The sequence below is a fragment of the Siculibacillus lacustris genome (assembly GCF_004328075.1).
Lineage (GTDB): Bacteria > Pseudomonadota > Alphaproteobacteria > Rhizobiales > Ancalomicrobiaceae > Siculibacillus > Siculibacillus lacustris.
On the sequence record NZ_SJFN01000008.1, the window covers coordinates 12,111 to 36,405 of the forward strand.

At 69.5% G+C, this 24,295-nt stretch carries 19 protein-coding genes; 9 read left to right on the top strand and 10 right to left on the bottom strand.

Features of this window, described 5'->3' with window-relative positions:
• Window positions 1-31 precede the first annotated feature (31 nt).
• The 4 genes from pyrF to dnaK form a co-directional block, all read right to left on the bottom strand.
• Complete coding sequence (gene pyrF / locus EYW49_RS06785) at window positions 32-757, bottom strand: orotidine-5'-phosphate decarboxylase (protein ID WP_131307525.1); 726 nt, start codon at window positions 755-757, stop codon at window positions 32-34.
• A 120-nt stretch (window positions 758-877) separates the two neighbouring features.
• Entirely contained in the window at window positions 878-1,498 is a 621-nt protein-coding gene (locus EYW49_RS06790; protein ID WP_131307527.1) for a class I SAM-dependent methyltransferase, read from the bottom strand.
• Window positions 1,499-1,610: 112 nt separating this feature from the next.
• Window positions 1,611-2,759: a molecular chaperone DnaJ gene (gene dnaJ, locus EYW49_RS06795; RefSeq protein ID WP_131307529.1), complete on the bottom strand. Its 1,149-nt coding sequence runs from the start codon at window positions 2,757-2,759 to the stop codon at window positions 1,611-1,613.
• A 104-nt stretch (window positions 2,760-2,863) separates the two neighbouring features.
• On the bottom strand, window positions 2,864-4,780 hold the full coding sequence (gene dnaK / locus EYW49_RS06800) for a molecular chaperone DnaK (RefSeq protein WP_131307531.1): 1,917 nt from the start codon (window positions 4,778-4,780) through the stop codon (window positions 2,864-2,866).
• Between the two features lie 378 nt (window positions 4,781-5,158).
• Between dnaK and EYW49_RS06805 the strand changes: the two genes are divergently transcribed.
• Window positions 5,159-5,509, top strand: a complete 351-nt coding sequence (locus tag EYW49_RS06805) for a hypothetical protein (protein ID WP_131307533.1) — start codon at window positions 5,159-5,161, stop codon at window positions 5,507-5,509.
• A 34-nt stretch (window positions 5,510-5,543) separates the two neighbouring features.
• Here EYW49_RS06805 and EYW49_RS06810 read toward each other — a convergent pair whose 3' ends face one another.
• Window positions 5,544-5,921, bottom strand: a complete 378-nt coding sequence (locus tag EYW49_RS06810) for a VOC family protein (RefSeq protein WP_131307535.1) — start codon at window positions 5,919-5,921, stop codon at window positions 5,544-5,546.
• Window positions 5,922-5,983: 62 nt separating this feature from the next.
• Here EYW49_RS06810 and EYW49_RS06815 point away from each other — a divergent pair, with 62 nt between their 5' ends.
• Window positions 5,984-6,628, top strand: a complete 645-nt coding sequence (locus tag EYW49_RS06815) for an alpha-ketoglutarate-dependent dioxygenase AlkB family protein (RefSeq protein ID WP_131307537.1) — start codon at window positions 5,984-5,986, stop codon at window positions 6,626-6,628.
• Window positions 6,629-6,655: 27 nt separating this feature from the next.
• On the opposite strand, the gene EYW49_RS06820 is transcribed toward EYW49_RS06815, so the two are convergent.
• From EYW49_RS06820 to EYW49_RS06835, 4 genes are all read right to left on the bottom strand, one after another.
• Window positions 6,656-8,785 (bottom strand): YgiQ family radical SAM protein, encoded by a 2,130-nt coding sequence (locus tag EYW49_RS06820; protein ID WP_131307539.1) that lies wholly within the window; start codon window positions 8,783-8,785, stop codon window positions 6,656-6,658.
• Between the two features lie 98 nt (window positions 8,786-8,883).
• On the bottom strand, window positions 8,884-11,715 hold the full coding sequence (locus tag EYW49_RS06825) for an FAD-binding and (Fe-S)-binding domain-containing protein (protein ID WP_131307541.1): 2,832 nt from the start codon (window positions 11,713-11,715) through the stop codon (window positions 8,884-8,886).
• A gap of 276 nt (window positions 11,716-11,991) precedes the next feature.
• On the bottom strand, window positions 11,992-13,809 hold the full coding sequence (locus EYW49_RS06830) for a phosphoenolpyruvate carboxykinase (GTP) (protein WP_131307543.1): 1,818 nt from the start codon (window positions 13,807-13,809) through the stop codon (window positions 11,992-11,994).
• A 306-nt stretch (window positions 13,810-14,115) separates the two neighbouring features.
• On the bottom strand, window positions 14,116-14,859 hold the full coding sequence (locus EYW49_RS06835) for a HugZ family pyridoxamine 5'-phosphate oxidase (RefSeq protein WP_165498159.1): 744 nt from the start codon (window positions 14,857-14,859) through the stop codon (window positions 14,116-14,118).
• 265 nt (window positions 14,860-15,124) lie between these two features.
• Between EYW49_RS06835 and EYW49_RS06840 the strand changes: the two genes are divergently transcribed.
• The 5 genes from EYW49_RS06840 (at window position 15,125) to EYW49_RS06860 (ending at window position 19,033) form a co-directional block, all read left to right on the top strand.
• Complete coding sequence (locus EYW49_RS06840; RefSeq protein WP_131307547.1) at window positions 15,125-15,826, top strand: response regulator transcription factor; 702 nt, start codon at window positions 15,125-15,127, stop codon at window positions 15,824-15,826.
• A 37-nt stretch (window positions 15,827-15,863) separates the two neighbouring features.
• Window positions 15,864-17,639, top strand: coding sequence for a stimulus-sensing domain-containing protein (locus tag EYW49_RS06845; protein ID WP_407695464.1), 1,776 nt, complete (start codon window positions 15,864-15,866; stop codon window positions 17,637-17,639).
• A complete protein-coding gene (locus EYW49_RS06850) occupies window positions 17,632-18,144 on the top strand; it encodes an HPr kinase/phosphorylase (RefSeq protein ID WP_131307549.1) in 513 nt (170 codons plus the stop codon). Before EYW49_RS06845 ends, EYW49_RS06850 begins: the two co-directional genes overlap by 8 nt.
• 111 nt (window positions 18,145-18,255) lie before the next feature.
• The gene (locus EYW49_RS06855) at window positions 18,256-18,654 is read left to right on the top strand and encodes a PTS sugar transporter subunit IIA (protein ID WP_131307551.1); all 399 of its coding nucleotides are present in this window, start codon (window positions 18,256-18,258) and stop codon (window positions 18,652-18,654) included.
• 91 nt (window positions 18,655-18,745) lie between these two features.
• Entirely contained in the window at window positions 18,746-19,033 is a 288-nt protein-coding gene (locus EYW49_RS06860) for an HPr family phosphocarrier protein (RefSeq protein WP_131307554.1), read from the top strand.
• 330 nt (window positions 19,034-19,363) lie between these two features.
• On the opposite strand, the gene EYW49_RS06865 is transcribed toward EYW49_RS06860, so the two are convergent.
• Entirely contained in the window at window positions 19,364-19,936 is a 573-nt protein-coding gene (locus EYW49_RS06865) for a DUF4337 domain-containing protein (protein WP_131307556.1), read from the bottom strand.
• 254 nt (window positions 19,937-20,190) lie between these two features.
• Between EYW49_RS06865 and ahcY the strand changes: the two genes are divergently transcribed.
• Together ahcY and EYW49_RS06875 are read left to right on the top strand one after the other, a co-directional pair.
• A complete protein-coding gene (ahcY, locus tag EYW49_RS06870; protein ID WP_131307558.1) occupies window positions 20,191-21,591 on the top strand; it encodes an adenosylhomocysteinase in 1,401 nt (466 codons plus the stop codon).
• Between the two features lie 245 nt (window positions 21,592-21,836).
• Complete coding sequence (locus tag EYW49_RS06875; protein ID WP_228259531.1) at window positions 21,837-24,293, top strand: PAS domain-containing sensor histidine kinase; 2,457 nt, start codon at window positions 21,837-21,839, stop codon at window positions 24,291-24,293.
• Window positions 24,294-24,295: the final 2 nt, after the last annotated feature.

Sequence of the window (24,295 nt, forward strand, 5' to 3'; positions counted from 1 at the left end):
CGCTGCTTTATGAATGGGCGACTTCTCTCGATCAGCGTTTTTCACATGCCTCGGCGAGGTCGGCGACGATCGCCACCGCCGCGGCGCGACGGTCGGGGGCGGCGAGGATCGGTCGACCGACCACCACCAGGTCGGCGCCGGCGCGGATCGCCTCGCCGGGGGTGGTCACCCGCTTCTGATCGCCGGCCGGCGACCCCGCCGGACGCACCCCCGGCGTGACCAGGACCAGATCGGGGCCGACCGCGGCGCGCAGCCTTGCGGCTTCCGCCGCCGAGCAGACGATGCCGTCCATGCCGGCGGCGACGGCGTCGCGGGCGCGGGCGAGGACCAGATCGTCGACCCGACCGGTGTAGCCGGCGGCGGCGAGGTCGGCGTCGTCCATCGAGGTCAGCACGGTGACGCCGAGCAGTCGGGTGCGGGCCGCCGGCATCGCGGCCTTGGCGGCGACCGCGGCGCGCATCGCCTTGGGATAGGCGTGCAGCGTCACCCAATCGACGCCGGTGGCGAGGATCGAGGCGATGCCCTCGGCGACGGTATTGTCGATGTCGAGCAGCTTGACGTCGAGGAACACCTTCTCGCCTTCGGCCACCAGCCGCTCGGCCAGCGCCAGACCGCCGGCGAACACCAGGCGATAGCCGATCTTCCACACGCCGACCGTGCCGCGCAGCTCGGCGATCAGGCGTTCGGCTTCCGCGACCGTCGCCACGTCGAGGGCGAGGATCAGGCGGTCGCGGGGGTGGGCGGCGACGAAGGGCATGGCGGGTCTCCTCGGATCTCGGCGCGACCGTCATAAGCGGTTCGCGGCGATTCGGCACGTCCGAAGCGACGGTGACGATCGCGCCGTGAGCGGCGCCCGGTCGGCGGGCTCACCGCGGGGTCAGGCCGGACGGCGATAGATCCACACCCGGGCCGGCGGCAGATTGCGCACCACCCACGAGCTGCGTTCGATCTCGAATCGCGCCGCGCCCTTGGGCACCGGCGGCACCAGGGCATAGGAGAACTGGATGAACGGCGCGCCGGGCGGCATCAGCGCGAAGGAGTCCTCGAGCAGCCGCAGGCGCTCCGGCAGGGGCCGGGTGAACAGCGGCAGGCTCGACACCACCGCCGCCAGCGGATGAGCGAGCGTCGGGTCGAGCCACGGCGCGATGCCCTGGCGCAGCCGATAGGCGTCGCCGTGGACGAAATGCACGCCGGGAAAGCGCTGGTGGAGGACATGGTAGAAGTCGCCGTCGAACTCGATCGAGGCGATGCGCGACGGCGCGACCCCGCGCTCGATCAGCGCCTGGGTCACCACGCCGGTGCCCGGTCCGAGCTCGGCGACCAGTCCCGGGCGGGCGGGATCGACGTAGGAGGCCATCAGCTTGGCCAGTTGCGGGCTCGACGGCGCCACCGCGCCGACCATCAGCGGCCGGTCGATCCAACTCCTCAGAAACCGGACCTCGTCGAGAACCTTGTGGCGCATGACGGCGACGGCGCTGCGCTTCTTCGCATGATCCATGAGAGGCTCCGGGAACGGGCGGGAGGAGGGATGCCGACACTGCCCGAGGGAGACGACATTAACATGGCAGCGGCCGTGCCACACCCCTCGCCGATCCCCGGCGGGACGCGCGTCACCCGCCGAGATTGTCGAAGAAATCCTTGACCTTGGCGAAGAAGCCGGTCGATTCCGGATGGGTCTCGCCGGAGGCCGAGGCTTCGAACTCCTCGAGCAGCTCCCGCTGGCGCTTGGTCAGGTTGCGCGGAATCTCGACGGTCACCTGGATGTACATGTCGCCGTGACCGCGGGTGCGCATCACCGGCATGCCCTTGCCCTTGAGATGGATCTGGCGGCCGGTCTGGGTGCCGGCCGGCACCGGCACCTTGGTCTTGACGCCCTCGAGGGTCGGCACCTCGAACTGGCCGCCGAGCGCCGCGGTGGTCATCGAGATCGGCACGCGGCAGAACACGTCGGCGCCGTCGCGCTGGAAGAAGGCGTGCGGGCGGATCGAGATGAAGATGTAGAGGTCGCCCGGCGGGCCGCCGCGGGTGCCGGCCTCGCCCTCGTTGGCCAGCCGAATGCGGTTGCCGTCCTCGATGCCGGCGGGGATCGACACCGCCAGGGTCTTCTCGGTCGAGGTCTGGCCGGAGCCGCCGCACTTCTTGCAAGGGTCGGGGATCACCTGACCGCGACCCTGACAGGTCGGGCAGGTCCGCTCGATGGTGAAGAAGCCCTGGACCGCCCGCACGCGGCCGTGGCCGCCGCAGGTGCGACAGGCCTGGGCCGAGGTGCCGGGCTTGGCGCCGGTGCCCGAACAGGCGTCGCAGGTGATCGAGGTCGGCACCCGGATCTCGACCTGTTTGCCGGCATAGGCCTCCTCGAGGGAGATCTCCATGTTGTAGCGCAGGTCGGCGCCGCGTTCGCGCCCGCCCGCCCCACGCCCGCCGCCGCGCCCGCCGAATTCACCCCCGAAGAAGTTCTCGAAGATGTCCGACATGGTCTGGGCGAAGTCGCCGTTGAAGCCGGGGCCGCCCGGGCCCCCGCCACCGCCGCCGTTCTCGAAGGCGGCATGGCCGAAGCGGTCGTAGGCGGCGCGCTTCTGGCCGTCCTTCAGACAGTCGTAGGCCTCGTTGATCTCTTTGAACTTCGACTCGGCCTCGGAATCGCCGGGGTTGCGGTCCGGGTGGAACTGCATGGCGAGCTTGCGGAAGGCGCCCTTGAGCTCCTTCTCGTCGGCCGTCTTGCCCACTCCGAGGACTTCGTAATAGTCGCGCTTGGCCATGTCGGGTCCGTATCCGGCGGAAGGTGGGGGCGGGCCCCGGCATGCGGTGCGACCCGACGCGTCTCCACGTCGGGTCGCCTGCGATCAGGATGCGAGTCCGAGGATCAATGGCGCTTCTTGTCGTCCTTGACCTCTTCGAAGTCGGCGTCGACCACGTCCTCGCGATGCGGCTTGGCCTCCGCTCCGGGAGCATCTCCGGGCGCGGCGCCATCGGCCTGACCCGCGGCGTACATGGCTTCGCCGAGCTTCATCTGGGCCTCGGCGAGCTTGTCGGCGGCGGCCTTGATCGCCGCCACGTCCTCGCTCTCGAGGGTCTTGCGGGTATCGACGATCGCCGCCTCGATCACCGAACGATCGGCGGCCGAGACCTTCTCGCCATAGTCCTTCAGGGCCTTCTCGGCGGAATGGGCGAGGCCTTCGGCATGGTTCTTGGCCTCGACCAGCTCACGCCGCTTCTTGTCTTCCGCGGCATGGGCCTCGGCGTCCTTGACCATCTTCTCGATGTCGGCGTCGGAGAGACCACCGGAGGCCTGGATGCGGATCTGCTGCTCCTTGCCGGTGCCCTTGTCCTTGGCGTGGACGTTGACGATGCCGTTGGCGTCGATGTCGAAGGTCACTTCGATCTGCGGCACGCCGCGCGGCGCCGGCGGGATGCCGACGAGATCGAACTGGCCGAGCACCTTGTTGTCGGCGGCCATCTCGCGCTCGCCCTGGAACACCCGGATGGTGACCGCGGTCTGGCCGTCTTCGGCCGTCGAGAACACCTGGCTCTTCTTGGTCGGGATGGTGGTGTTGCGGTCGATCAGGCGGGTGAACACGCCGCCCAGCGTCTCGATGCCCAGCGACAGCGGGGTCACGTCGAGCAGCAGCACGTCCTTGACGTCGCCCTGGAGCACGCCGCCCTGGATCGCGGCGCCGATGGCGACCACCTCGTCCGGGTTGACGCCCTTGTGCGGCTCGCGGCCGAAGAACTGCTTGACGATCTCCTGGACCTTGGGCATGCGCGTCATGCCGCCGACCAGCACCACTTCGTCGATCTGACCGGCGGTGAGGCCGGCATCCTTGAGCGCCGCCTTGCAGGGCTCGACGGTGCGCTGGATCAGATCGTCGACCAGCGCCTCGAACTTCGAGCGGGTCAGCTTGATGTTGAGATGCTTCGGCCCACTGGCGTCCATGGTGATGAACGGCAGGTTGATCTCGGTCTGGGTGGCGCTCGACAGCTCGATCTTGGCCTTTTCCGCGGCTTCCTTCAGCCGCTGCAGCGCGAGCTTGTCGTTGCGCAGGTCGATGCCGGACTCCTTCTTGAACTCGTCGGCGAGATAGCCGACCAGCCGCATGTCGAAGTCCTCGCCGCCGAGGAAGGTGTCGCCGTTGGTCGACTTCACCTCGAACACGCCGTCGCCGATCTCCAGGATCGACACGTCGAAGGTGCCGCCGCCGAGGTCGTAGACGGCGATGGTGCCGGCGGCCTTCTTGTCGAGGCCGTAGGCGAGCGCCGCGGCGGTCGGCTCGTTGATGATGCGCAGGACTTCCAGGCCGGCGATGCGGCCGGCGTCCTTGGTGGCCTGACGCTGGGCGTCGTTGAAGTAGGCCGGCACCGTGATCACCGCCTGGGTGACCGGCTGGCCGAGATAGGCTTCCGCCGTCTCTTTCATCTTGCCAAGGGTGAAGGCCGAGATCTGAGAGGGCGAATAGGGCTTGCCGTCGGCCTCGACCCAGGCGTCGCCGTTGGACGCGCGGCTGATCGTATAGGGGACGAGCTTCTTGTCCTTCTCGACCATCGGGTCTTCGTAGCGGCGGCCGATCAGGCGCTTGACCGCGAAGAAGGTGCGCTCGGGGTTGGTCACCGCCTGACGCTTGGCGGCGACGCCGACCAGCCGCTCGCCGTCGTCGTTCATCGCGACGATCGACGGCGTGGTGCGCGCGCCTTCGGAATTCTCGATGACCTTGGCGGTCTTGCCGTCCATCACGGCGACGCACGAGTTGGTCGTGCCGAGGTCGATACCGATCACCTTACCCATCATGCTTCTCCTCTGCGGCAGGCCGTCCGGACCCCTGCACGGGCGTTCCGACGGGCGCGTCACCGCGCCACGGCCCCCAATCGCCGATGTCCGTCGCGTGGACGCCGGCCGTTGATCTGCGGGACTTCGTATGGTCGACCCCGAAACTCGGAACCACCACACGCTTCGTCGGGGTATATAAGTGGGGCGATCCGGGGCCGCAAGGCCGGGAAAGCCGCCGCCGTCGCGCGACTTCACCCGGGCCGACCGCGTCACGCCGGCGCGCGGCGCCGATGCGGCGGGCCGCGGCGACGCGGCAGGGACCGATCGATGCCCTCGACCGGCCGGCGATCATCGGCGAAGATCGGCTCTCCGCGGATCCGGACACTCGAGGTCGCCATGCCGTCGCCGCTGCGTCGCCCCGCCCCCGAGGCTCCGCTCCCCCCCACCCGCCCGTTCGGGCGGGTGTTCATTCTGTCGCTGTTCGCGCTCTACGTCGCGGTGATGGCGACGCGGGCGCTCGATCTGCCGCGCCTGTTCGAGGTCCGCCTCCCCGACCTCGCCGGCACGGCGGTGCGGATCGCCGAAGGCGCGGCGATCTTCCTCGCCTTCCTGGCGTTGCTGTTGGCGATCGACGACCGGGTCGGCGACCGCACCGGCGGCGACGGGGGCGGCGGCGACCTCGGCTTCGACTGGGGCGGGGACTCGAGCGACGGTGGCGACGGCGGAGGGGACGGCGGCGGCGACTGATGCCGCGCCGCCGCGCCCACGGCCCGTCGTGGCCTCACATCGGCAGCGGCTTCATCAGGCCGATCACCGCGCCGACCGGATCGGCGACGATGGCGAAGGTGCCGACTCCGGCGATGTCGAACACGTCGCGATGGACGGTGCCGCCGGCGGCCCGCACCGCCGCGACCGCCGCGGCGACGTCGTCGACGCCGGCATAGGCGAACCAGTCCTCGGCGCCGGGCGTGGCCGCGGCCCAGGGCATGAAGCCGGCGACCGGGCGGGGCTCGCCGGGGCGGCGGGCGAGGGTGTAGGGTCCGACCGCGCTGTCGACGGTCTCGAAGGTCCAGCCGAGGACGGCGCCGTAGAAGGCCTTGGCCGCCTCGACGTCCGAGGTCATCAGTTCGTTCCAGATGATGGTGCCATGAAAGTGCATGACGTCTCCTCCCGTTCGGTCCTGCCGACGGCGTCAGGATACATCGCCGTGGGGATCGGAACATGACTACGGAGGCCGATTTTGCGCGCACGCAGCTGCTCCCCGGCCTCGTGCTCTACCCCGGCCGGCTGGCGCGCGACGAGCAGGTCGCGCTGCTCACCGAGATCCGGGCGGTGATCGCCGCCGCCCCGCCGTTCACCCCGGTGATGCCGCGGACCGGCAAGCCCTTCTCGGTGGCCATGACCAATTGCGGGCCGCTCGGCTGGGTGTCGGATCGCGCCGGCTATCGCTATCAGCCGACCCACCCGGTGACCGGCGCCCGCTGGCCGGCGATCCCCGAGCGGCTCATCGCCCTGTGGCGGGCGGTCGCCGGTTACGCCGCGCCGCCCGAGGCCTGTCTCGTCAACTTCTACGATCCGACCGCCAAGATGGGCCTGCACCAGGACCGTGACGAAGCCGACTTCGACGCGCCGATCGTCTCGGTGTCGCTCGGCGACACCTGCCGCTTCCGCTTCGGCGGCACCGCACGCGGCGATCCGACGCGGTCGTTCCCGCTCGCCTCGGGCGACGTGGTGGTGTTCGGCGGCCCGGCGCGGCTCGCCTTCCACGGCGTCGACCGCATTCTGCCCGGCACCTCGACCCTGCTCCCCGAAGGCGGGCGGATCAACCTGACGCTGCGCCGGGTGACCGAGCCGTCGGCGGCCTAGCGACCGCGGTCGCTTCTTCCGGACGGCTCACGGTCGCTTCTTCGGCGCCGGCCGGCGAAGCGCGCCGACCGGCGCGCGGCTCGGGCCGGGCCGGGCGGCGGGGTCGCGGCCGAGCGGGTTCATCGGCCGGTCGGAGCCCTTGGTCAGGAACACCTGCTCGCCCTTCTTGGCGCCCATCCGCTTGCCTTCGCCGCCGGTAAGCCCGGTGCCGGCCGGCTGCCAGGTCGGGATCAGCTGGTGTTTACCCGGTCCGATCAGATCGGCGCGGCCCATCGCCTTCAGCGCTTCGCGCAGCAGCGGCCAGTTCTCGGCGTCGTGGTAGCGCAGGAAGGCCTTGTGCAGGCGGCGCTGGCGGATGCCCTTGACGGTGTCGACCGCTTCCGAGGCGCCGTGGCGCACGCCCTTCAGTGGATTGACGCCGGAGTGGTACATCGCGGTCGAGATCGCCATCGGCGAGGGCAGGAAGGTCTGGACCTGATCGGCGCGATACTTGTTCTTCTTCAGCCACAGGGCGAGGTTCATCATGTCCTCGTCCGACGTGCCGGGATGCGCGGCGATGAAATAGGGGATCAGGAAATATTCCTTGCCGGCCGCCTTGGCGGCGGCGTCGAACAACTGCTTGAAGCGGTCGTAGGCGCCGATCCCCGGCTTCATCATCTTCGCGAGCGGGCCGTCCTCGGTGTGTTCCGGGGCGATCTTGAGATAGCCGCCGACGTGATGGGTCACCAGTTCCTTGATGTAGGCCGGCGACTTGACCGCCAGATCGTAGCGCACGCCCGAGGCGACCATCACCTTCTTGATGCCCGGCAACTCGCGCGCCTTGCGATAGAGCTGGATCAGGCTGTCGTGGCTGGTGTTGAGGTTCGGGCAGATGTCGGGGAACACGCAGGAGGGCTTGCGGCACAGGCTCTCGGTGCGCTCGTCCTTGCAGGCCATCCGGTACATGTTGGCGGTCGGGCCGCCGATGTCCGAGATGATGCCGGTGAAGCCCGCGGTCTTGTCGCGGATGGTCTCGATCTCCTGGAGGATCGAACCTTCCGAGCGCGACTGGATGATCCGGCCCTCGTGTTCGGTGATCGAGCAGAACGAACAGCCGCCGAAACAGCCGCGCATGATCGTCACCGAATGGCGGATCATCTCCCAGGCGGGAATCTTGGCGTCGCCGTAGGCCGGATGCGGCGCGCGGGCGAAGGGCAGGCCGTAGACCGCGTCCATCTCCGGCGTGGAGAGCGGGATCGGCGGCGCGGTCAGCCACAATTCGCGGGTGCCGTGGCGCTGGACCAGCGGCCGGGCATTGCCGGGATTGCTCTCGCGATGGAGCACGCGCGAGGCCCGCGCATAGGCTTCGCGATCGCCGACCACCTGTTCGAACGACGGCAGGCGCACCACCGACTGCTCGCCCGAGCGGCGGGCGCCCTCGTCGGATGCGTCGAGGTCGTCGGCCGGCACTTCGGTCCAGCCCTCCGGCACCGCCGGCTTGACCAGGGCGACGCCGCGCACGTCGTCGAGCTCGGCGACCGGCGTGCCCTTGGCGAGGCGATGGGTGACCTCGACCAGCGCCCGCTCGGCGTTGCCGTAGAGCAGGATGTCGGCCTTGGCGTCGATCAGGATCGAGCGGCGGACCTTGTCCGACCAGTAGTCGTAATGGGCGATGCGGCGCAGCGATCCTTCGATGCCACCGAGCACGATCGGCACGTCCTTGTAGGCCTCGCGCACCCGCTGGGCATAGACGATCACCGCGCGGTCGGGGCGCTTTCCGCCCTCGCCACCCGGCGTGTAGCTGTCGTTGTGGCGCAGCCGCCGATCCGAGGTGTAGCGGTTGACCATGGAATCCATGTTGCCGCCGGTGATGCCGAAATAGACCGTCGGCTTGCCCAGCACCGTGAAGGCCTCGGGGCTGGTCCAATCGGGCTGCGCGATGATACCGACGCGGAAGCCCTGGGCCTCCAGCAGGCGCCCGACGATCGCCATGCCGAAGCTCGGATGATCGACATAGGCGTCGCCGGTGACCAGAATCACGTCACAGGCGTCCCAGCCGAGCAGGTCCATCTCGGCCCGGGACATCGGCAGGAACGGCGCGGTGCCGAAGCGGTGGGCCCAGTGCTTACGGTGGGCCCAGTGCTTACGGTGGGCGAAGAGCTGTGTGGCGGTTTGCATGGGCGGATCCATAGGGCCAGCCCATGGCCAGTCAATGGCGAAACCGGAGGAAAGCGCCGCGAGGCCCACTTTCATCCGTATTTTCGCGCATTCGAGCCTCAGGCGCTCGGCTGCGACGCCTCGTCGACCAGGGCGAGGAGCGATCGCCAGCGCCGCCCGGAGTGGCTGGCGAGGCCGATCTCGCAGGTCCGGCTGGTCGAATAGCCGTCGCGGCAGCGTTCGGGCAGCGCCTCCGCGAGGTGGCGCAGGGCATGGGCGTTGAGCTCCGGCAGCGTGAAGCCCTTGTCGCCGGCGAAGCCGCAGCAGGTGACGTCGGGCGGCACGATCACTTCGCTCGCACAGGCGCGGGCCACCGCCAGCGTCGTCTCGGCGAGGCCGCCGCGGCGGGTCGAGCAGGTGACGTGGACCGCCACCGTCGCGGGAACGGGCGTCAGCGTCAGGCGCGGCAGGACCGAGCCCGCCAGGAACTCGACGAGATCGAGCGGCCGGAACTCGGGCCCGGCAAACCCCTTCATCCGCGACGCACAGGGCGCGGTGTCGAACACCACCGGTACGCTGCCGCGCCCGGCGAGCGCCGCCTTCAGCTCCTCGGCTTTTGTCCCGGCCGCGGCCTCGAGACCGCGCGAGGCGAAGGGTTGGCCGCAACAGAGGCTGCCCAGATCCTCGGGCAGCAGGACGCGGAAGCCGGCGCGTTCGAATACCCGCCGAGCGATCACCGCGACGTCCTCGCCGTCGCCGTCGTCGCGGGCGGCGCCGAAGGTGCGGGTGGCGCAGGACGGGAAGAACACCACCGGATCGCCGGCCGTGATCGTCGACGGGCTCGGCAGGGGGCCGGCGGCACGCGGCATCGCCGGCGTCCAGCCGGGCAGGCCGACGATGCCCGCGAGCGCGCCCGAAACCGCCGCGACCGGCCGCGCCCCGATCAGGTCGGCGATCCCGTCGGCGGCAGCGAGACCGCGGCGCAAACCGCCGGCGACCAGACCGAAGTGGTCGCCGATCCCCCCGGCGACGGTCTTCGCCAATGACCCGCGGCCCTCGGCGCGCAAGGTCTTGGTCAGCGCCCCGGTGTCGATGCCGACCGGGCAGACGGTGGCGCACAGCGAGCAGGCCGCGCAGGTCGCCTCGCCGGCGTAACCGTAGTCGGCGACCATCGAGGCCAGCGCCGGATCGTCGGGGCTGTCGCAGGTCAGCCGGGCGATCTCGCGGCGCGCGGCGATGCGCTGGCGGGGCCCCAGCGTCAGGCCCATCGACGGGCATTGCGGCTCGCAGAAGCCGCATTCGATGCAGCGATCGACCAGCGGCGACACCGCCCGCATCGGCTTCAGATTCTTCAGATGCAGGCTCGGATCGTCGGTCAGCACGACCCCGGGATTGAGCAGATCTCCGGGGTCGAGCAGGCGCTTGATCCGGCGCATCAGGTCGGTGGCGGCCGCCCCCCATTCCCGCTCGACGAAGGGTGCCATGTTGCGCCCCGTCCCGTGCTCGGCCTTGAGCGAGCCGTCGTAGCGGTCGACCACCAGGGCGGCGATCGCCTCCATGAAGCGGGCGTAGCGCGTCACCTCCGCCGGGTCGTCGAAGCCTTGCGCGAAGACGAAATGCAGATTGCCCTCGAGCGCATGGCCGAAGATCACCGCTTCGCCGTAGCCGTGCTCGGCGAACAGTCGGCGCAGATCGGCGGTCGCCTCGGCGAGGCGGTCGACCGGGAAGGCGACGTCCTCGATGATCACCGTGGTCCCGGCCGGACGGTTGGCCCCGACCGCCGGCAGCGTGCCCTTGCGGATCGCCCAGAACCGCGCGCATTCGGCCGCGTCGCGCGAAAACCGGATGCCGGTCAGGGTCGCGGCCGGATCGATCGCCGCCGTCGCAGCAGTGATCGCCGCGTCGAGCCCGGCGGCGTCGCTCGCACGCACCTCGATCAGCAGCGCCGCGGCTTCCGGCCCCAGCGTCGCCGGATCGACCGGCATGCCGGGGAGATGGGCGACCGATGTGAGCGACGCCCGGTCGAGCAGTTCGACCGCTGCCGCCTCGGCGGCGCGCAGACCCGGCACGGCGCGGGCCGCACCGGCGACGTCGGCGAACACCACGAAGGCCGAAGCCTTGGCCGGCGGATCGTCGACGGTGCGGTAATCGACCCGGGTCATCACGCCGAGCGTGCCTTCCGAGCCGATCATCAGGCGGTTCAGGATCTCGACGGGGTCGTCGAAGTCGACCAGCGCGTTGATCGCGTAGCCGGTGGTGTTCTTCAGCCGGTATTTGCGGCGGATGCGGGCGGCGAGCGCGGCGTCGCTCTTGGCGTCGGCGGCGATCGCCCCGAGGCCGGAGAGCAGCTCGGCGTGCGAGGCGCGGAAGGCGGCGACGCTCGCCGGCTCGGCGGTGTCGAGCACCGTGCCGTCGGCGAGCACCAGCCGCAGCGCATGGAGCGTGTGGTAGGAGTTGCCGCCGACCCCGCAGCACATCCCCGAGGCATTGTTGGCGGCGATGCCGCCGATCTTGGCGGTGGCGATCGACGCCGGGTCGGGGCCGATCTTGCGCCCGAAGCGGGCGAGCGCGGCATTGGCGCGGCCGCCGACCACCGCCGGGCCGAGGCGCACGGTCGCGGCGTCGGCGGCGATCTCGATTTGCCCGAAGCCTTCGCCGAGCACCGCCAGGATGCGGTCGGTCACCGCCTGGCCGGACAACGAGGTGCCGGCGGCGCGCATCGTCACCGAAGTGGCGTGGCGGCGGGCGAGGCCCAGCAGCGCGACGATCTCGGCCTCGCTCTCGACCTTGACCACCACCCGCGGAATCAGGCGGTAGAAACTGGCGTCGCCGGCATGGGCGAGCTTCATCAGCGGGCTGGTGAGGATCCGCGACGCGGGCAGGATCGCCGCGAGGTCGGTGACCAGCGGATCGGCGACCAGGGGATCGGCAGGCGGGCGCGGCACCGTCATCGCGTCGTCCGGTGCGACGGCGCGGTGGTCGTCCCGGTGTCGAGCCTCGGTCGCGGCATCCGTCTCTCCCCTCCCGGGCGCGCTCGTCGGCATCGGTCGATGCAGGCGGCGCGCCTCTCTCGGCCATCCTCACCGAAGGGCGCGGCGACCGCAAGCCGGCGCGACGCCGACACGCGACGAGCGGTCGGCCGACGCGTCCCCCGCAGACGACGACGGCCCCGGGTCGCCCCGGGGCCGTCGCGAGAATCACGTCGTTCGGTCAGGCGAACCGGCGGCTCAGGCCACCAGTTCCCACACCGGCGCCGACCGCTCGAGGCGGGCGACCAGCAACTGCCGCTCGAGCTCCATCTCCTTGGGGAGATGCGACCCGAACTGGGCGAAGTGCTTGATCTGGTCCTCGGCCTCGGCGAGGCCCTTCTCCCGGTCGACCGTGACGATCGCGTCGTACTTGGCCTTGGGGAAGTCGAGCCCGGTCCAGTTCAGATCGCTGTAGCGCGGCACCCAGCCGTAGGGGCTCTCGACCGCACCGGCCCGGCCCTTGACCCGGTCGATGATCCACTCGAGCGCCCGCATGTTGTCGCCGAAGCCCGGCCAGATGAACTTGCCGTTCTCGTCCTTGCGGAACCAGTTGACCCGGAAGATACCCGGCGCCTGCGGCAGCTTGCGGCCGAGATTGAGCCAATGCGCCCAGTAGTCGCCCATGTTGTAGCCGCAGAACGGCAGCATGGCGAAGGGATCGCGGCGCATCGCCGCCTGGCCGACGGCAGCCGCGGTGGCCTCCGAGCCCATGGTGGCGGCGAGATAGACGCCGTGCGCCCAGTCGAACGACTGGAACACCAGCGGGAAGGCCTTCGACACGCGACCACCGACGATGAACGCCGAGATCGGCACGCCCGACGGGTCTTCCCAGGCCGCGTCGATCGACGGCACCTGAGAGGCCGGCGCGGTGAAGCGGCTGTTGGGATGGGCCGCCGGACGCGGGCTCGCCGGCGTCCAGTCCTTGCCGGTCCAGTCGATCAGATGGTCCGGCGGGGTTTCGGTCAGGCCTTCCCACCAGACGTCGCCGTCGTCGGTCAGCGCGACGTTGGTGAAGATCGAGTTGGCATAGAGCGTGGCCAGCGCGTTCGGGTTGGACTTCTCGTTGGTGCCGGGGGCGACGCCGAACAGGCCGTTCTCCGGGTTGATGGCGCGCAGCTCGCCCTTGGCGTTCGGCTTGATCCAGGCGATGTCGTCGCCGATCGTGGTGATCTTCCAGCCGGCGTAGGACTTCGGCGGGATCAGCATGGCGAAGTTGGTCTTGCCGCAGGCCGACGGGAACGCCGCGCCGACATAGGCCTTCTCGCCCTTGGGGTTCTCGACGCCGAGGATCAGCATGTGTTCGGCGAGCCAGCCTTCGTCACGCGCCATCACCGAGGCGATGCGCAGCGCGAAGCACTTCTTGCCGAGCAGAGCGTTGCCGCCGTAGCCCGAACCGAACGACCAGATCTCGCGGGTCTCGGGGAAGTGGACGATGTACTTGGTCTCGTTGCACGGCCAGGCATGGTCCTTCTCGCCGGCGGCGAGCGGCGCGCCGACCGAATGGACGCAGGGCACGAAGGCGCCGTCGCCGAGCACGTCGAGGACCTTCTGGCCCATGCGGGTCATGATCCGCATGTGCACCGCGACATAGGCGCTGTCGGAGATCTCGACGCCGATGTGGGCGATCTGCGAACCGAGCGGCCCCATCGAGAAGGGGATGACGTACATCGTCCGCCCCTTCATGCAGCCGTCGTAGAGGTGTTCGAGCGTGTGCCGCATCTCGGCCGGATCGGCCCAGTTGTTGGTCGGGCCGGCGTCTTCCTGCTTGGTCGAGCAGATGAAGGTGCGGTCCTCGACGCGGGCGACGTCGGAGGCGTCGGAGCGGGCGAGGAAGCTGTTCGGGCGCTTCTCGGGGTTGAGGCGGGTGAAGGTGCCGCAGTCGACCAGTTCCTGGCACAGGCGATCGTATTCTTCCTGCGATCCGTCACACCAATAGATGCTGTCCGGCTTCGTCAGCTTGGCGACTTCGTCGACCCAGGCGATCAGCTTGGCATTCTTGGTAGGTGCTTTTGACATCAGCGTTCTCCAATGGACGTGTCGCACGCGGTTTCCGTCGTCTGTCGCGAGGAGGAAATCGTGAAGCGTGGGCCGTCAGGTGCAGGTCAGGTTCGCAGCCGGAAGAAAGAGGGGACGAGGAACGGCGCCGGCACCGTCACGCGGGAAGGCCGGGGCCGATTGGTCCCCTACTCCGTCTCCATCCCCGCTCAGAGGGTCGACTTGTGTGCCCGTCACTCCATCGTGAGCGCACAGAAATTACTACGCGGCGAGCCACGGTAACAAGACGATCTAAAGTCTGATCGAATGCGTATGTCTTCAATCGTTTTAGGTAAATTCAGACCCCTTGCCGTAGTTCTCCCATGTGGAAAGTTCAGTACGCAGTCCTGCCGCGTCGGCGGCCGGGACATCGAGGGAAATCCGCGCGAAGGCTCGGGAATCACTCGAAGAGGCGACGAGGTCGACACCGCGCGGATCGACCCCGACGACGTGCCAGTCGCCGTCGCCCGCCAACTGCCGGCCCCAGGCGGCGACTCGCGCCCGATCGGCGTCGAGCGCCGCCACGATCTCCGCTTCCCCCGCGACGAGCGGATGGGCGGAGTCGAGCGGGTCGATCAGGTCGGTGGATTCGATCTCGGCGATGCGCCCGAAGCCGGCCACCAGATGGCCGCCCTCGACGATCAGCCGATGGAAGGCGAAGTCGGAGAACCCCGCCCAGGCCGCCGCCGCCGGATGGCGGGCGAGGAAGCGCCGCCGCGCGAGGCCGTCGTCGGCGAGGCGTTCGATCCGCCCGAACACCGTCACCCGGGCGCGGGTCAGGGGATCGCCGCCGCCGTCGCGGTCATCGAACAGCAGCGAGGCACGGTCGTCGCCGTCGAGATTGCGGGTGTGGGCGGCGAGGCGCGACAGATGCAGCACCGGCGAGCCGTCGGCGAGCGTCGCCACCGTCACCAGCGAGGCGAAGGGATGGCCGCTGCCCGCGCGCGTGGTCGCCAGCGTCGCCGTCGCGGCCCGCCGGACCAGCGTCCGGGCCTGCGTCGCGGCGGTGGCCTCTCGCGCACTGTCGGTCATCACCGCTCCCGATCCGGGCCACACTCGCTCACCGCGGCGCGCGGAGCACGCGGCGCGGGTGCGGAGCCCCGTGATCCTCGTCCCGCGCCGGCCGGGGGGCAATTGGACGAGAGACCAAGACGAAACGTCGCATGGTCGATGCCGGTCGCCCGACGTGGCGCGAGGCTGGCGGTCGGACGGTGGACCGACTATCATCCGTCATGATTTGCACGCATTTGCGGCGCTCGAACACGGTCTGTCCGCATCCTCCGGAGAACAGTTCGGCATGCCCACCATCGCCCTCGTCGACGACGACCGCAACATCCTGACCTCCGTGTCCATTGCGTTGGAATCCGAAGGTTATCGCGTGCAGACCTACACCGACGGGGCCTCCGCCCTCGACGGGCTGAAGGCCAGCCCGCCGGATCTGGCGATCTTCGACATCAAGATGCCGCGGATGGACGGAATGGAGCTCCTGCGCCGCCTGCGCCAGAAGTCCGAACTGCCGGTGATCTTCCTGACCTCCAAGGACGACGAGATCGACGAGCTGTTCGGCCTCAAGATGGGCGCCGACGACTTCATCCGGAAGCCCTTCTCCCAGCGTCTGCTGGTCGAGCGCGTCAAGGCGGTGCTGCGCCGGGCGATCCCCAAGGGCGAAGGCGTGGTCAAGCCGACCGACGCCGCGCGCATCCTCGACCGCGGTCCGCTGTCGATGGATCAGGAGCGCCACACCTGCACCTGGAAGGGCGAGCCGGTCACCCTCACGGTCACCGAGTTCCTGATCCTCTATTCGCTCGCCCAGCGTCCCGGCGTGGTCAAGAGCCGCAACGCCCTGATGGACGCCGCCTACGACGATCAGGTCTATGTCGACGACCGTACCATCGACAGCCACATCAAGCGCCTGCGCAAGAAGTTCAAGGCGGTCGACGACGACTTCGAGATGATCGAAACCCTCTACGGCGTCGGTTATCGCTTCAAGGAAATGTGACGGGAGCGTGGACAGTCTCGGCGAAGACCTCGTGACGGTGAAACCCCGCCGCCGGCCGTTCCGCTGGGTGAGGACGCTTCGTCTCGTCCTCGTGCGACTGATGCGGGGATTTGCGGATACCGCCTTCTCGAGCCTGACCCGCCGCATCGTCCTGCTCAACCTGTTCGGCTTGGCGACCCTGGTCGCCGCCATCCTCTACCTCAACCAGTTCCGCGCCGGCCTGATCGACGCCCGCGTCGAGAGCCTCGAGACCCAGGGCGAGATCATCGCCGCGGCGATCGCCGCCTCGGTGTCGAGCGAACCGGGCTCGACCTCGATCGATCTCGACGAGTTCTTGCGCGCCCAGATCGGCGAGGATCGCCAGAAGGCCGAGGAGAAGCCCGACGAGGACCTCGCCTCGCTGGAGTTCCCGATCGATCCGATGCGGGTCGCGCCGATCCTCCGGAAGCTGATCTCGCCGGCCAAGACCCCGGCCCGGGTGTGGGACCGCGACGGCTTCCTGGTGCTCGACAGCCGCGTGCTCTATCGCCGGGGCGACTTCTCGCCGCGCACCGCCGAAGACGGCGGCGTCGACACCGCCACCGAGACCGGCACCTTCCACCGCACCATCGAGAATCTGTCGCGCTGGCTGCGCGGCGGTCGCGATCTGCCGGTCTGGCGCGATCTCGGCATCGCCGCCGGCAAGGACTACCCGGAGGTCGCCGCCGCCCTCGACGGCGAGACCACGCCGATCGTCCGCGTCACCCCCGGCGGCGACATGATCGTCACCGTGGCGGTGCCGATCCATCGCGGCCGCGCCGTGCTCGGCGCGCTGCAGCTGTCGACCCAGGGCGGCGACATCGACGCCATCGTCCGGGCCGAGCGGATGGCGATCATCCGCGTCTTCCTGGTCGCCGCCGGGGTCATCGTGCTCCTGTCGATCCTGCTCGCCGGCACCATCGCCGCGCCGTTGCGCCGCCTCGCCGCCGCCGCCGACCGGGTCCGCCGCTCGGTCAAGGCGCGCGAAGAGATCCCCGAATTCGCCGACCGCGCCGACGAGATCGGCCATCTGTCGCGGGCGCTGCGCGACATGACCAATGCCCTCTACAACCGCATGGACGCCATCGAGAGCTTCGCCGCCGACGTCTCGCACGAGTTGAAGAACCCGCTGACCTCGCTCCGCAGTGCGGTGGAGACCTTGCCGCTGGCCCGCAACGACGTTTCGCGCGGCCGCCTGATGGAGGTCATCCAGCACGACGTCCGCCGCCTCGACCGCCTGATCTCCGACATTTCCGACGCTTCGCGCCTGGATGCCGAGCTGGCCCGCGAGGACGCCGAACCGGTCGATCTGAAGGCCCTGGTGACCGCGGTGGTCGCCCTGCAGAACGACCTCGCCGGACGCCGCGGCCAGCGGGTGACCCTGGAGATCCGCCCGGCGGGTGCACCCCACCTCGCCTTCGTGGTGATGGGCCACGACAGCCGCCTCGGTCAGGTGGTCACCAACCTCGTCGACAACGCCCGCTCGTTCTCCGCCGAAGGCGCCGAGGTGCGGGTGATTCTGGCCCAGGAGGGGCGCCGTATCGAGGTGACGGTGGACGACGACGGGCCGGGCATCCGCGCCGAGGCGCTGGAGCGGATCTTCGAACGCTTCTACACCGACCGCCCCGACGGCGAGAGCTTCGGCAACAATTCCGGCCTCGGCCTCGCAATTTCACGGCAGATCGTCGAGGCCCATCGTGGCAGCATCACCGCCGCGAATCGCCATCGCCCCGACGGGACGGTGTGCGGCGCGCGTTTCGTCGTCAGCCTGCCGGGGGGAGGGGCGATTGCCTGACCGCACCGTCGCCGCCGCACCGGTCACCGTCCATGCCACCGCCGTGGTGGTGGGCGCCGATACGGTGTTGCTGCGCGGACCGTCGGGATCGGGCAAGTCGCGCATCGCCCTGGAGTTGATCGCCGAGGCCGAGCGCCGCGGCCGCTGGGCGGCGCTGATCGGCGACGACCGGGTGGTGTTGTCGGCGGTTTCGGGCCATCTCGTCGCCCGACCGGCCCCGACCATCGCCGGCCACGTCGAATTGCGCGGCGTCGGCATCCTCGCGGTGCCCCATGAACCGGCCGGCGTGGTGTCGCTGGTGGTCGACTTCGTCAGCGATCCGCCCGACCGTCTGCCGCTGCCGGAAGACACCACCGAATTCGTCGACGGTGTCCTGTTGCCGCGTCTGGCGATGTGGCGGGAGGATCGTTCGGCGGTCCTCAAGGTGTGGATGGCGCTCGCCGTGGCGGCCGAGGCGCGGACGGCGCGCCCACAATTCGTCGGCCCCTTCGACAAAGACACTTGAACTTCGTCACGGACCCGCCCATTTTTCCGGCCGGCCGAGGGTCGGGGCGTGGGGGCTCCGAAGGCGTGCGTCTCGCGACGTCCGTCACGCCTCGTCGAAGGAGCGTGCTGGATGATCGGTCTCGTCCTCGTGACCCACGGGGATCTCGCCAAGGAATTCGTCAAGGCGTTGGAACATGTCGTCGGACGCCAGGAACGGATCGCCACGATCTGTATCGGCCCCGAGGACGACATGGAAAGCCGCCGGCAGGAAATCCTCGAAGCGGTCGCCTCCGTGAACGACGGATCGGGCGTGGCCATTCTCACCGACATGTTCGGCGGGACCCCGTCGAATCTGGCGATTTCGGTGATGAACGGCGGATCGATCGAGGTGGTGGCGGGGATGAACCTGCCGCTGCTGGTCAAGCTCGCCAAGGTGCGCAGCGAGCGCGGCCTGCTCGAGGCGGTGGTCGAGGCCAAGGAGGCCGGCCGCAAATACATCAACGTCGCCAGCCAGGTCCTGCAGGGATGAGGCCGACGATCGCCGCCGCGGGGCGCTCCGCGACGACACGGTACGGCAGACCCGGCTTCCCGGGCGGTGACTCGGCCACGGGGGAGGCGGCATGACCGACGACGGCTCGGGCGGGATCGTCCGCGACCTGCCCATCACCAACAAACGTGGCCTGCACGCGCGGGCCTCGGCCAAGTTCGTCCAGACGGTGGAATCCTTCGACGCCGAGATCGAGGTCTCCAAGGACAACCAGACGGTCGGCGGCACCTCGATCATGGGCCTGATGATGCTCGCCGCCGGGATCGGCACCTCGATCCGGGTGCTGGCGCGCGGCCCCCAGGCGGCCGAGGCGATGCAGGCGATCGCCGACCTCCTCGAAGCCAAGTTCTACGAAGAGTGAGGCACAGTCCGGGCCGACGGCCCGGACGCCGTCGTCCGGTGGACGATGGCGAGTGTCGAACGCTCACGACGCCCCCGCGAGGGGCAGCGGCGGTCCGGGGCGACTCCTCCCCGAACAGCGACGGGCGTTCAGGTAAGCGTCCTCTCCCCCTCGAGGGGGAGAGACAGAGTGGGGGGGCTGAGTCTCGCCCGCTCGCTCGCGTCGAGATTCGTCACCGCCGCGCCCCCCTCCCTGTCCCTCCCCCTCGAGGGGGGAGGGGACGCGATGGCGGCGCTTCGGACCGGCACGACGCGCTTTCGGCACCCCGCCGCCGTCCTCCCGCTCCTCCGATCAGTTGAGGAACGAGATCAGGAAGTCCGGGTGCAGCGCCGTCCAGCCGTTGAAACCGGCGACCCCGAACACCGCCCCCGACAGTGCCGCGACCGAGGCGACGCCGAACAGCCAGCGCACCCGGGTCAGCGCGGTCACCGCGAACATCGCCAGCCCGATCGACAGCAGCGCGTCGGACAGATCGAACAGGTCGTCGCGGTCGTTGCCGGCGTTGTAGTCGGCCTCGCGGGCCTTGGCCTTGGTCGCCGATTCCTCGGCGCGCGCCTTGTAGACGTCAGCCTGCTTCTTCCAATCGGCGAGCTTGGCCTCGAGCTCCGGCGTGACCGCCTGGGTCGCCCGGGTCTGCTCGATCGCCAGTTCCACCCCGAACTGCCGTTGGCGGCGCGCCTGATACTCGTTCCAGTAGTCGACGCTCTCCGCCTGGGCCTTCTGCATCGCCTGGACGATGTTGTCGTCCTTGATCTTCGACACCGCCATGAAGGCCGACACCAGGGCCACGGCGATGGCGATCGAATTGTTGAAGCTGTCGCGGCTGCTCTGGCTCTCGCCGGTCGGAATCTCGATGTCGGCCATGTGGTCGTCCTCCCCTGGGAATCACGTCGCGCACGATGATCCACCGATTTCGGCGGCCGTGTGACGTCGCCGACGGCAAAGTCATCGCTTCGCATTCATATAAAGAAATCTTTATATCGTTATTGAGATCGCAAGTCGCCTCCTCTATAAGGACCGCGGAGCCGAGATCCGGTCCCGAGCGCGTTCCTGCGCCGGATCGTCCGCCACCCCGATCCCCGCGCGCCGCGTCGCGCCCCGATTTCCGGAGACCATTGATGACCAAGAGCCTCGATTATGCCGTCCGCGACCTCTCCCTCGCCCCCTGGGGCCGCAAGGAGATCGACATCGCCGAGACCGAGATGCCCGGTCTGATGGGCGTGCGGTCGGAATACGGCGCGGCTCAGCCGCTGAAGGGCGCCCGCATCGCCGGCTGCCTGCACATGACCATCCAGACCGCGGTGCTGATCGAGACCCTCCAGGCGCTCGGCGCCGAGGTGCGCTGGTCGTCCTGCAACATCTTCTCGACCCAGGATCACGCCGCCGCGGCGATCGCCGCCGCCGGCACCCCGGTGTTCGCCCACAAGGGCGAGAGCCTGGAAGAATATTGGGCCTTCGTCGCCCGCACCTTCGACTGGCACGACGGCGGCGTTCCCAACCTGATCCTCGACGACGGCGGCGACGCCACCATGTACGTCATCCTCGGCGCCGAAGCCGAGAAGGACGCCGCGGTGCTGGCCAACCCGGGCAACGACGAAGAGGTCGCCTTCTTCGCCGAGATCAAGAAGCGCATCGCCGCCCAGCCGGGTTGGTTCGCCCGCGTCCGTGACGCGATCCGTGGCGTCTCCGAGGAGACCACCACCGGCGTCCATCGCCTCTACATCCTGACCGAGCAGAGCCGTCTGCCGTTCCCGGCGATCAACGTCAACGACAGCGTCACCAAGTCGAAGTTCGACAACCTCTACGGCTGCCGCGAGAGCCTGGTCGACGGCATCCGCCGCGCCACCGACGTGATGCTCGCCGGCAAGATCGCCGTGGTCGCCGGCTACGGCGACGTCGGCAAGGGCTCGTCCGCGTCCCTGCGCAACGGCGGCGCCCGCGTGCTGGTCACCGAAGTCGATCCGATCTGCGCCCTGCAGGCGGCGATGGAAGGTTACGAAGTGGTGACCATGGAAGACGCCGCCCCCAAGGGCGACATCTTCGTCACCGCCACCGGCAACAAGGACGTCATCACCATCGAGCACATGCGCGCGATGAAGAACAACGCGATCGTCTGCAACATCGGCCACTTCGATGCCGAGATCCAGATCGGCGCGCTGCGCAACTACACCTGGGAGAACATCAAGCCCCAGGTCGACCACGTGGTGTTCCCGGACGGCAAGCGCCTGATCGTCTTGTCGGAAGGCCGCCTCGTCAACCTCGGCAACGCCACCGGTCACCCCAGCTTCGTGATGTCGGCGTCCTTCACCAACCAGACGTTGGCCCAGATCGAACTGTGGACCAACGGCGCGGCCTACCAGAACCGCGTCTACACCTTGCCCAAGAAGCTCGACGAGAAGGTCGCGGCCTTCCATCTCGCCAAGCTCGGCGTGCGGCTGTCGACGCTGTCGAAGGAGCAGGCCGACTACATCGGTGTCCCGACCGCCGGCCCGTTCAAGCCGGACCACTATCGCTACTGATCGTATTCGTCGGGAATACCAAATGTTGGGGCGCGTCTCGAAAGAGACGCGCCTTCGACTTTTGCGGACGACGACTCTCCTCAGCCCCCGTCCGAAGAGGTATCTTCGGAGTGATTCGGGGGGCTTCGAACGCGTTTTTCGACGAAGTCCGGGCTAGCGTCGTCACGAATTCGATGCGGGAGAGGACCTTCGACATGGTGGGGCGGAGGGGAGCGCGGATTCACGCGGCGCTCCGAGGGGGACTCGTGGGCCTGACGACGGCGTCGTCGGCCCTGGTCGCGGCGATCGCTCCGGCGTTCGCGGTCACCGGCGAAGAGACGTTGGCCACACACCAGATCGTCCTGACCGCGTCGATGATCGGCGTGGTCTGCGTCGCCGTCGCCTCCGCGGTCGGCATGATGCGCCAGCGTGCCCGCGCCGACGCCACCATCCGCCATCTGCGCGACGACAACGCCGATCTCAAGGCCCGCGCCGACCGGGCCGAAGCCCTGCTCGACGCCGAGGATCAGCTGATCCTCGCCTGGAGCCTGCCCGGCGATCCGCCGCTGGTGCTCGGCCGCCTCGGCGAGGCCGCCGCCGCGCCGCGGGCCCGGGCCGAGTTCCTCGCCTTCGGGGCCTGGCTGGAGCCGAACGGCGCCGCCGAGCTCGATCGTGCCGTGGTCTCCTTGCGCGAACGCGGCACCCCCTTCGACCTCGAACTCGGCACCCGCTCCGGCACCCACGTCGAGGCCGCCGGCCGCATCGCCGGTGGGCGCCCCTTCGTCCGCTTCTGCGACCTGACCGGCGAACGCCGCCGCTACGCCGAGCTCGCCGAGCGCCACCGTCGCCAGTGCGACGAGGTCGAGGCGATGCGGGCGCTGTTCGAGGCGGTGCCGATGCCGATGTGGCTGCGCGGCCCCGACGGCCGCCTCGCCTGGGTCAACCGCGCCTATGCCCAGGCGGTCGACCTGCCGACCGCCGAGCGCGTCCTCGAGGGTGGCCACGAGTTGCTCGACACCGCCGGGCGCAAGGCGATCCGCCAAGTCCGCTCGAGTTCGCTGGCCGTCGATCTGCGCCTGCCGGTGGTCGTCGCCGGGCGCCGCCGCACCTATGACGTCGTCGACGTCGCCTCCGCCCAGGGCGAGGCCGGTATCGCCATCGACGTCACCGACCTCGAGCAGATCCAGGCCGAACTGCGCCGGACCATCGACTTCCACGCCCGCACCCTCGACCAACTGGCCACCGCCGTCGCCACCTTCGGCGCCGACAAGCACCTGCAGTTCCACAACGCCGCCTTCCGCGAGCTGTGGGGCCTCGACCCGGCGTTCCTCGACTCCGCCCCCGAGGACGGCGCCGTGCTCGACCAGATGCGGGCCGGCCGCCGTCTGCCCGAACAGGCCGACTGGCGCGCCTGGAAACGCGACGTTCAATCGGCCTATCGCTCGCTCGAAGGCAAGGAACACTGGTGGCACCTGCCCGACGGGCAGACGCTGCGGGTCATCGCCAATCCCCACCCACAGGGCGGCGTGACCTACGTCTACGAGAACGTCACCGAGAAGATCGAGCTCGAGAAGCGCCACAACGCCCTGGTGCGGGTCCAGGGCGAGACCCTCGACCACCTCTCCGAGGGCGTCGTGGTGTTCGGTTCCGACGGCCGCCTGCGCCTGTCCAATCCGGCCTTCGCCGCGCTGTGGCGCCTCGACGAGGCGGCGGTCGCCGCCCGCCCGCACATTTCCGAAGTGATCGAGCGGCTGTCCTGTATCCACGAGGATCCGGCCGCCTGGAACCGCCTGAAACTGGCGGTCACCGGTCTCGCCGAGAATCGCGATCGCCTCGACGGCGCGATGGAACGGCGCGACGGCGTGGTCCTCGAATTCGCCGCGGTGCCGCTGCCCGACGGCGCGACGCTGGTGACCTTCGTCAACGTCACCGACACGGTCAACGTCGAACGGGCCCTGATGGAGAAGAACGAGGCCCTGGAACAGGCCGACCACATCAAGACCGACTTCGTCGGCCTCGTCTCCTACGAGTTGCGCTCGCCGCTGACCAACATCATCGGCTTCGCCCATCTCCTCGCCGACGGCCGCACCGGCCCGCTCAACGACAAGCAGCGCGACTACACCGGCCACATCATGTCGTCGAGCCAGGCCCTGATGGCGATCGTCGACGACATCCTCGATCTCGCCACCATCGATGCCGGGATCATGCGGCTGCAGGTCGGCGACGTCGACGTCGCCACCACCGTCGCCGCCGCCGTCGAGGGGGTCAAGGATCGACTCGCCGCCCACAACGTCAGCCTCGTCACCGAGATCGACCCGGCGGTCGGCAGCTTCGTCGCCGACGAGAAGCGGGTGCGTCAGGTCCTGTTCAATCTCTTGTCCAACGCCGTGTCCTTCTCGACCGAAGGCGGCCGGGTGATCGTCTCGGCGCGGCGCGACGGCGACCGCATCCTGGTGGCGGTCGGCGACGACGGCGTCGGCATTCCCGCCGAGCATCTGCGCCAGGTGTTCGAACGCTTCTACACCCGCCGTCAGGGCCCGCACCGCGGCGGCGCCGGCCTCGGATTGTCGATCGTCAAGAGCTTCGTCGAGCTGCACGGCGGCGTCGTCGAGATCGAATCGACCGAAGGCCGCGGCACCAAGGTGGTCTGCCGCTTTCCCCTCCGTCCCGAGACCGACGATCGCCCGGGCCTCGAAGGCGGACGCTCCGCCGCCGGCGAGTGACC

Coding starts and splice junctions, on each gene's coding strand:
- EYW49_RS06825 (WP_131307541.1), bottom strand. CDS start 11,715: ATGACGGTGCCGCGCCCGCCTGCCGATCCCCTGGTCGCCGATCCGCTG.
- EYW49_RS06815 (WP_131307537.1), top strand. CDS start 5,984: ATGACTACGGAGGCCGATTTTGCGCGCACGCAGCTGCTCCCCGGCCTC.
- EYW49_RS06810 (WP_131307535.1), bottom strand. CDS start 5,921: ATGCACTTTCATGGCACCATCATCTGGAACGAACTGATGACCTCGGAC.
- dnaK (WP_131307531.1), bottom strand. CDS start 4,780: ATGGGTAAGGTGATCGGTATCGACCTCGGCACGACCAACTCGTGCGTC.
- EYW49_RS06835 (WP_165498159.1), bottom strand. CDS start 14,859: ATGACCGACAGTGCGCGAGAGGCCACCGCCGCGACGCAGGCCCGGACG.
- EYW49_RS06820 (WP_131307539.1), bottom strand. CDS start 8,785: ATGCAAACCGCCACACAGCTCTTCGCCCACCGTAAGCACTGGGCCCAC.
- dnaJ (WP_131307529.1), bottom strand. CDS start 2,759: ATGGCCAAGCGCGACTATTACGAAGTCCTCGGAGTGGGCAAGACGGCC.
- EYW49_RS06790 (WP_131307527.1), bottom strand. CDS start 1,498: ATGGATCATGCGAAGAAGCGCAGCGCCGTCGCCGTCATGCGCCACAAG.
- EYW49_RS06860 (WP_131307554.1), top strand. CDS start 18,746: ATGACCGACGACGGCTCGGGCGGGATCGTCCGCGACCTGCCCATCACC.
- pyrF (WP_131307525.1), bottom strand. CDS start 757: ATGCCCTTCGTCGCCGCCCACCCCCGCGACCGCCTGATCCTCGCCCTC.
- EYW49_RS06855 (WP_131307551.1), top strand. CDS start 18,256: ATGATCGGTCTCGTCCTCGTGACCCACGGGGATCTCGCCAAGGAATTC.
- EYW49_RS06805 (WP_131307533.1), top strand. CDS start 5,159: ATGCCGTCGCCGCTGCGTCGCCCCGCCCCCGAGGCTCCGCTCCCCCCC.
- ahcY (WP_131307558.1), top strand. CDS start 20,191: ATGACCAAGAGCCTCGATTATGCCGTCCGCGACCTCTCCCTCGCCCCC.
- EYW49_RS06840 (WP_131307547.1), top strand. CDS start 15,125: ATGCCCACCATCGCCCTCGTCGACGACGACCGCAACATCCTGACCTCC.
- EYW49_RS06830 (WP_131307543.1), bottom strand. CDS start 13,809: ATGTCAAAAGCACCTACCAAGAATGCCAAGCTGATCGCCTGGGTCGAC.
- EYW49_RS06865 (WP_131307556.1), bottom strand. CDS start 19,936: ATGGCCGACATCGAGATTCCGACCGGCGAGAGCCAGAGCAGCCGCGAC.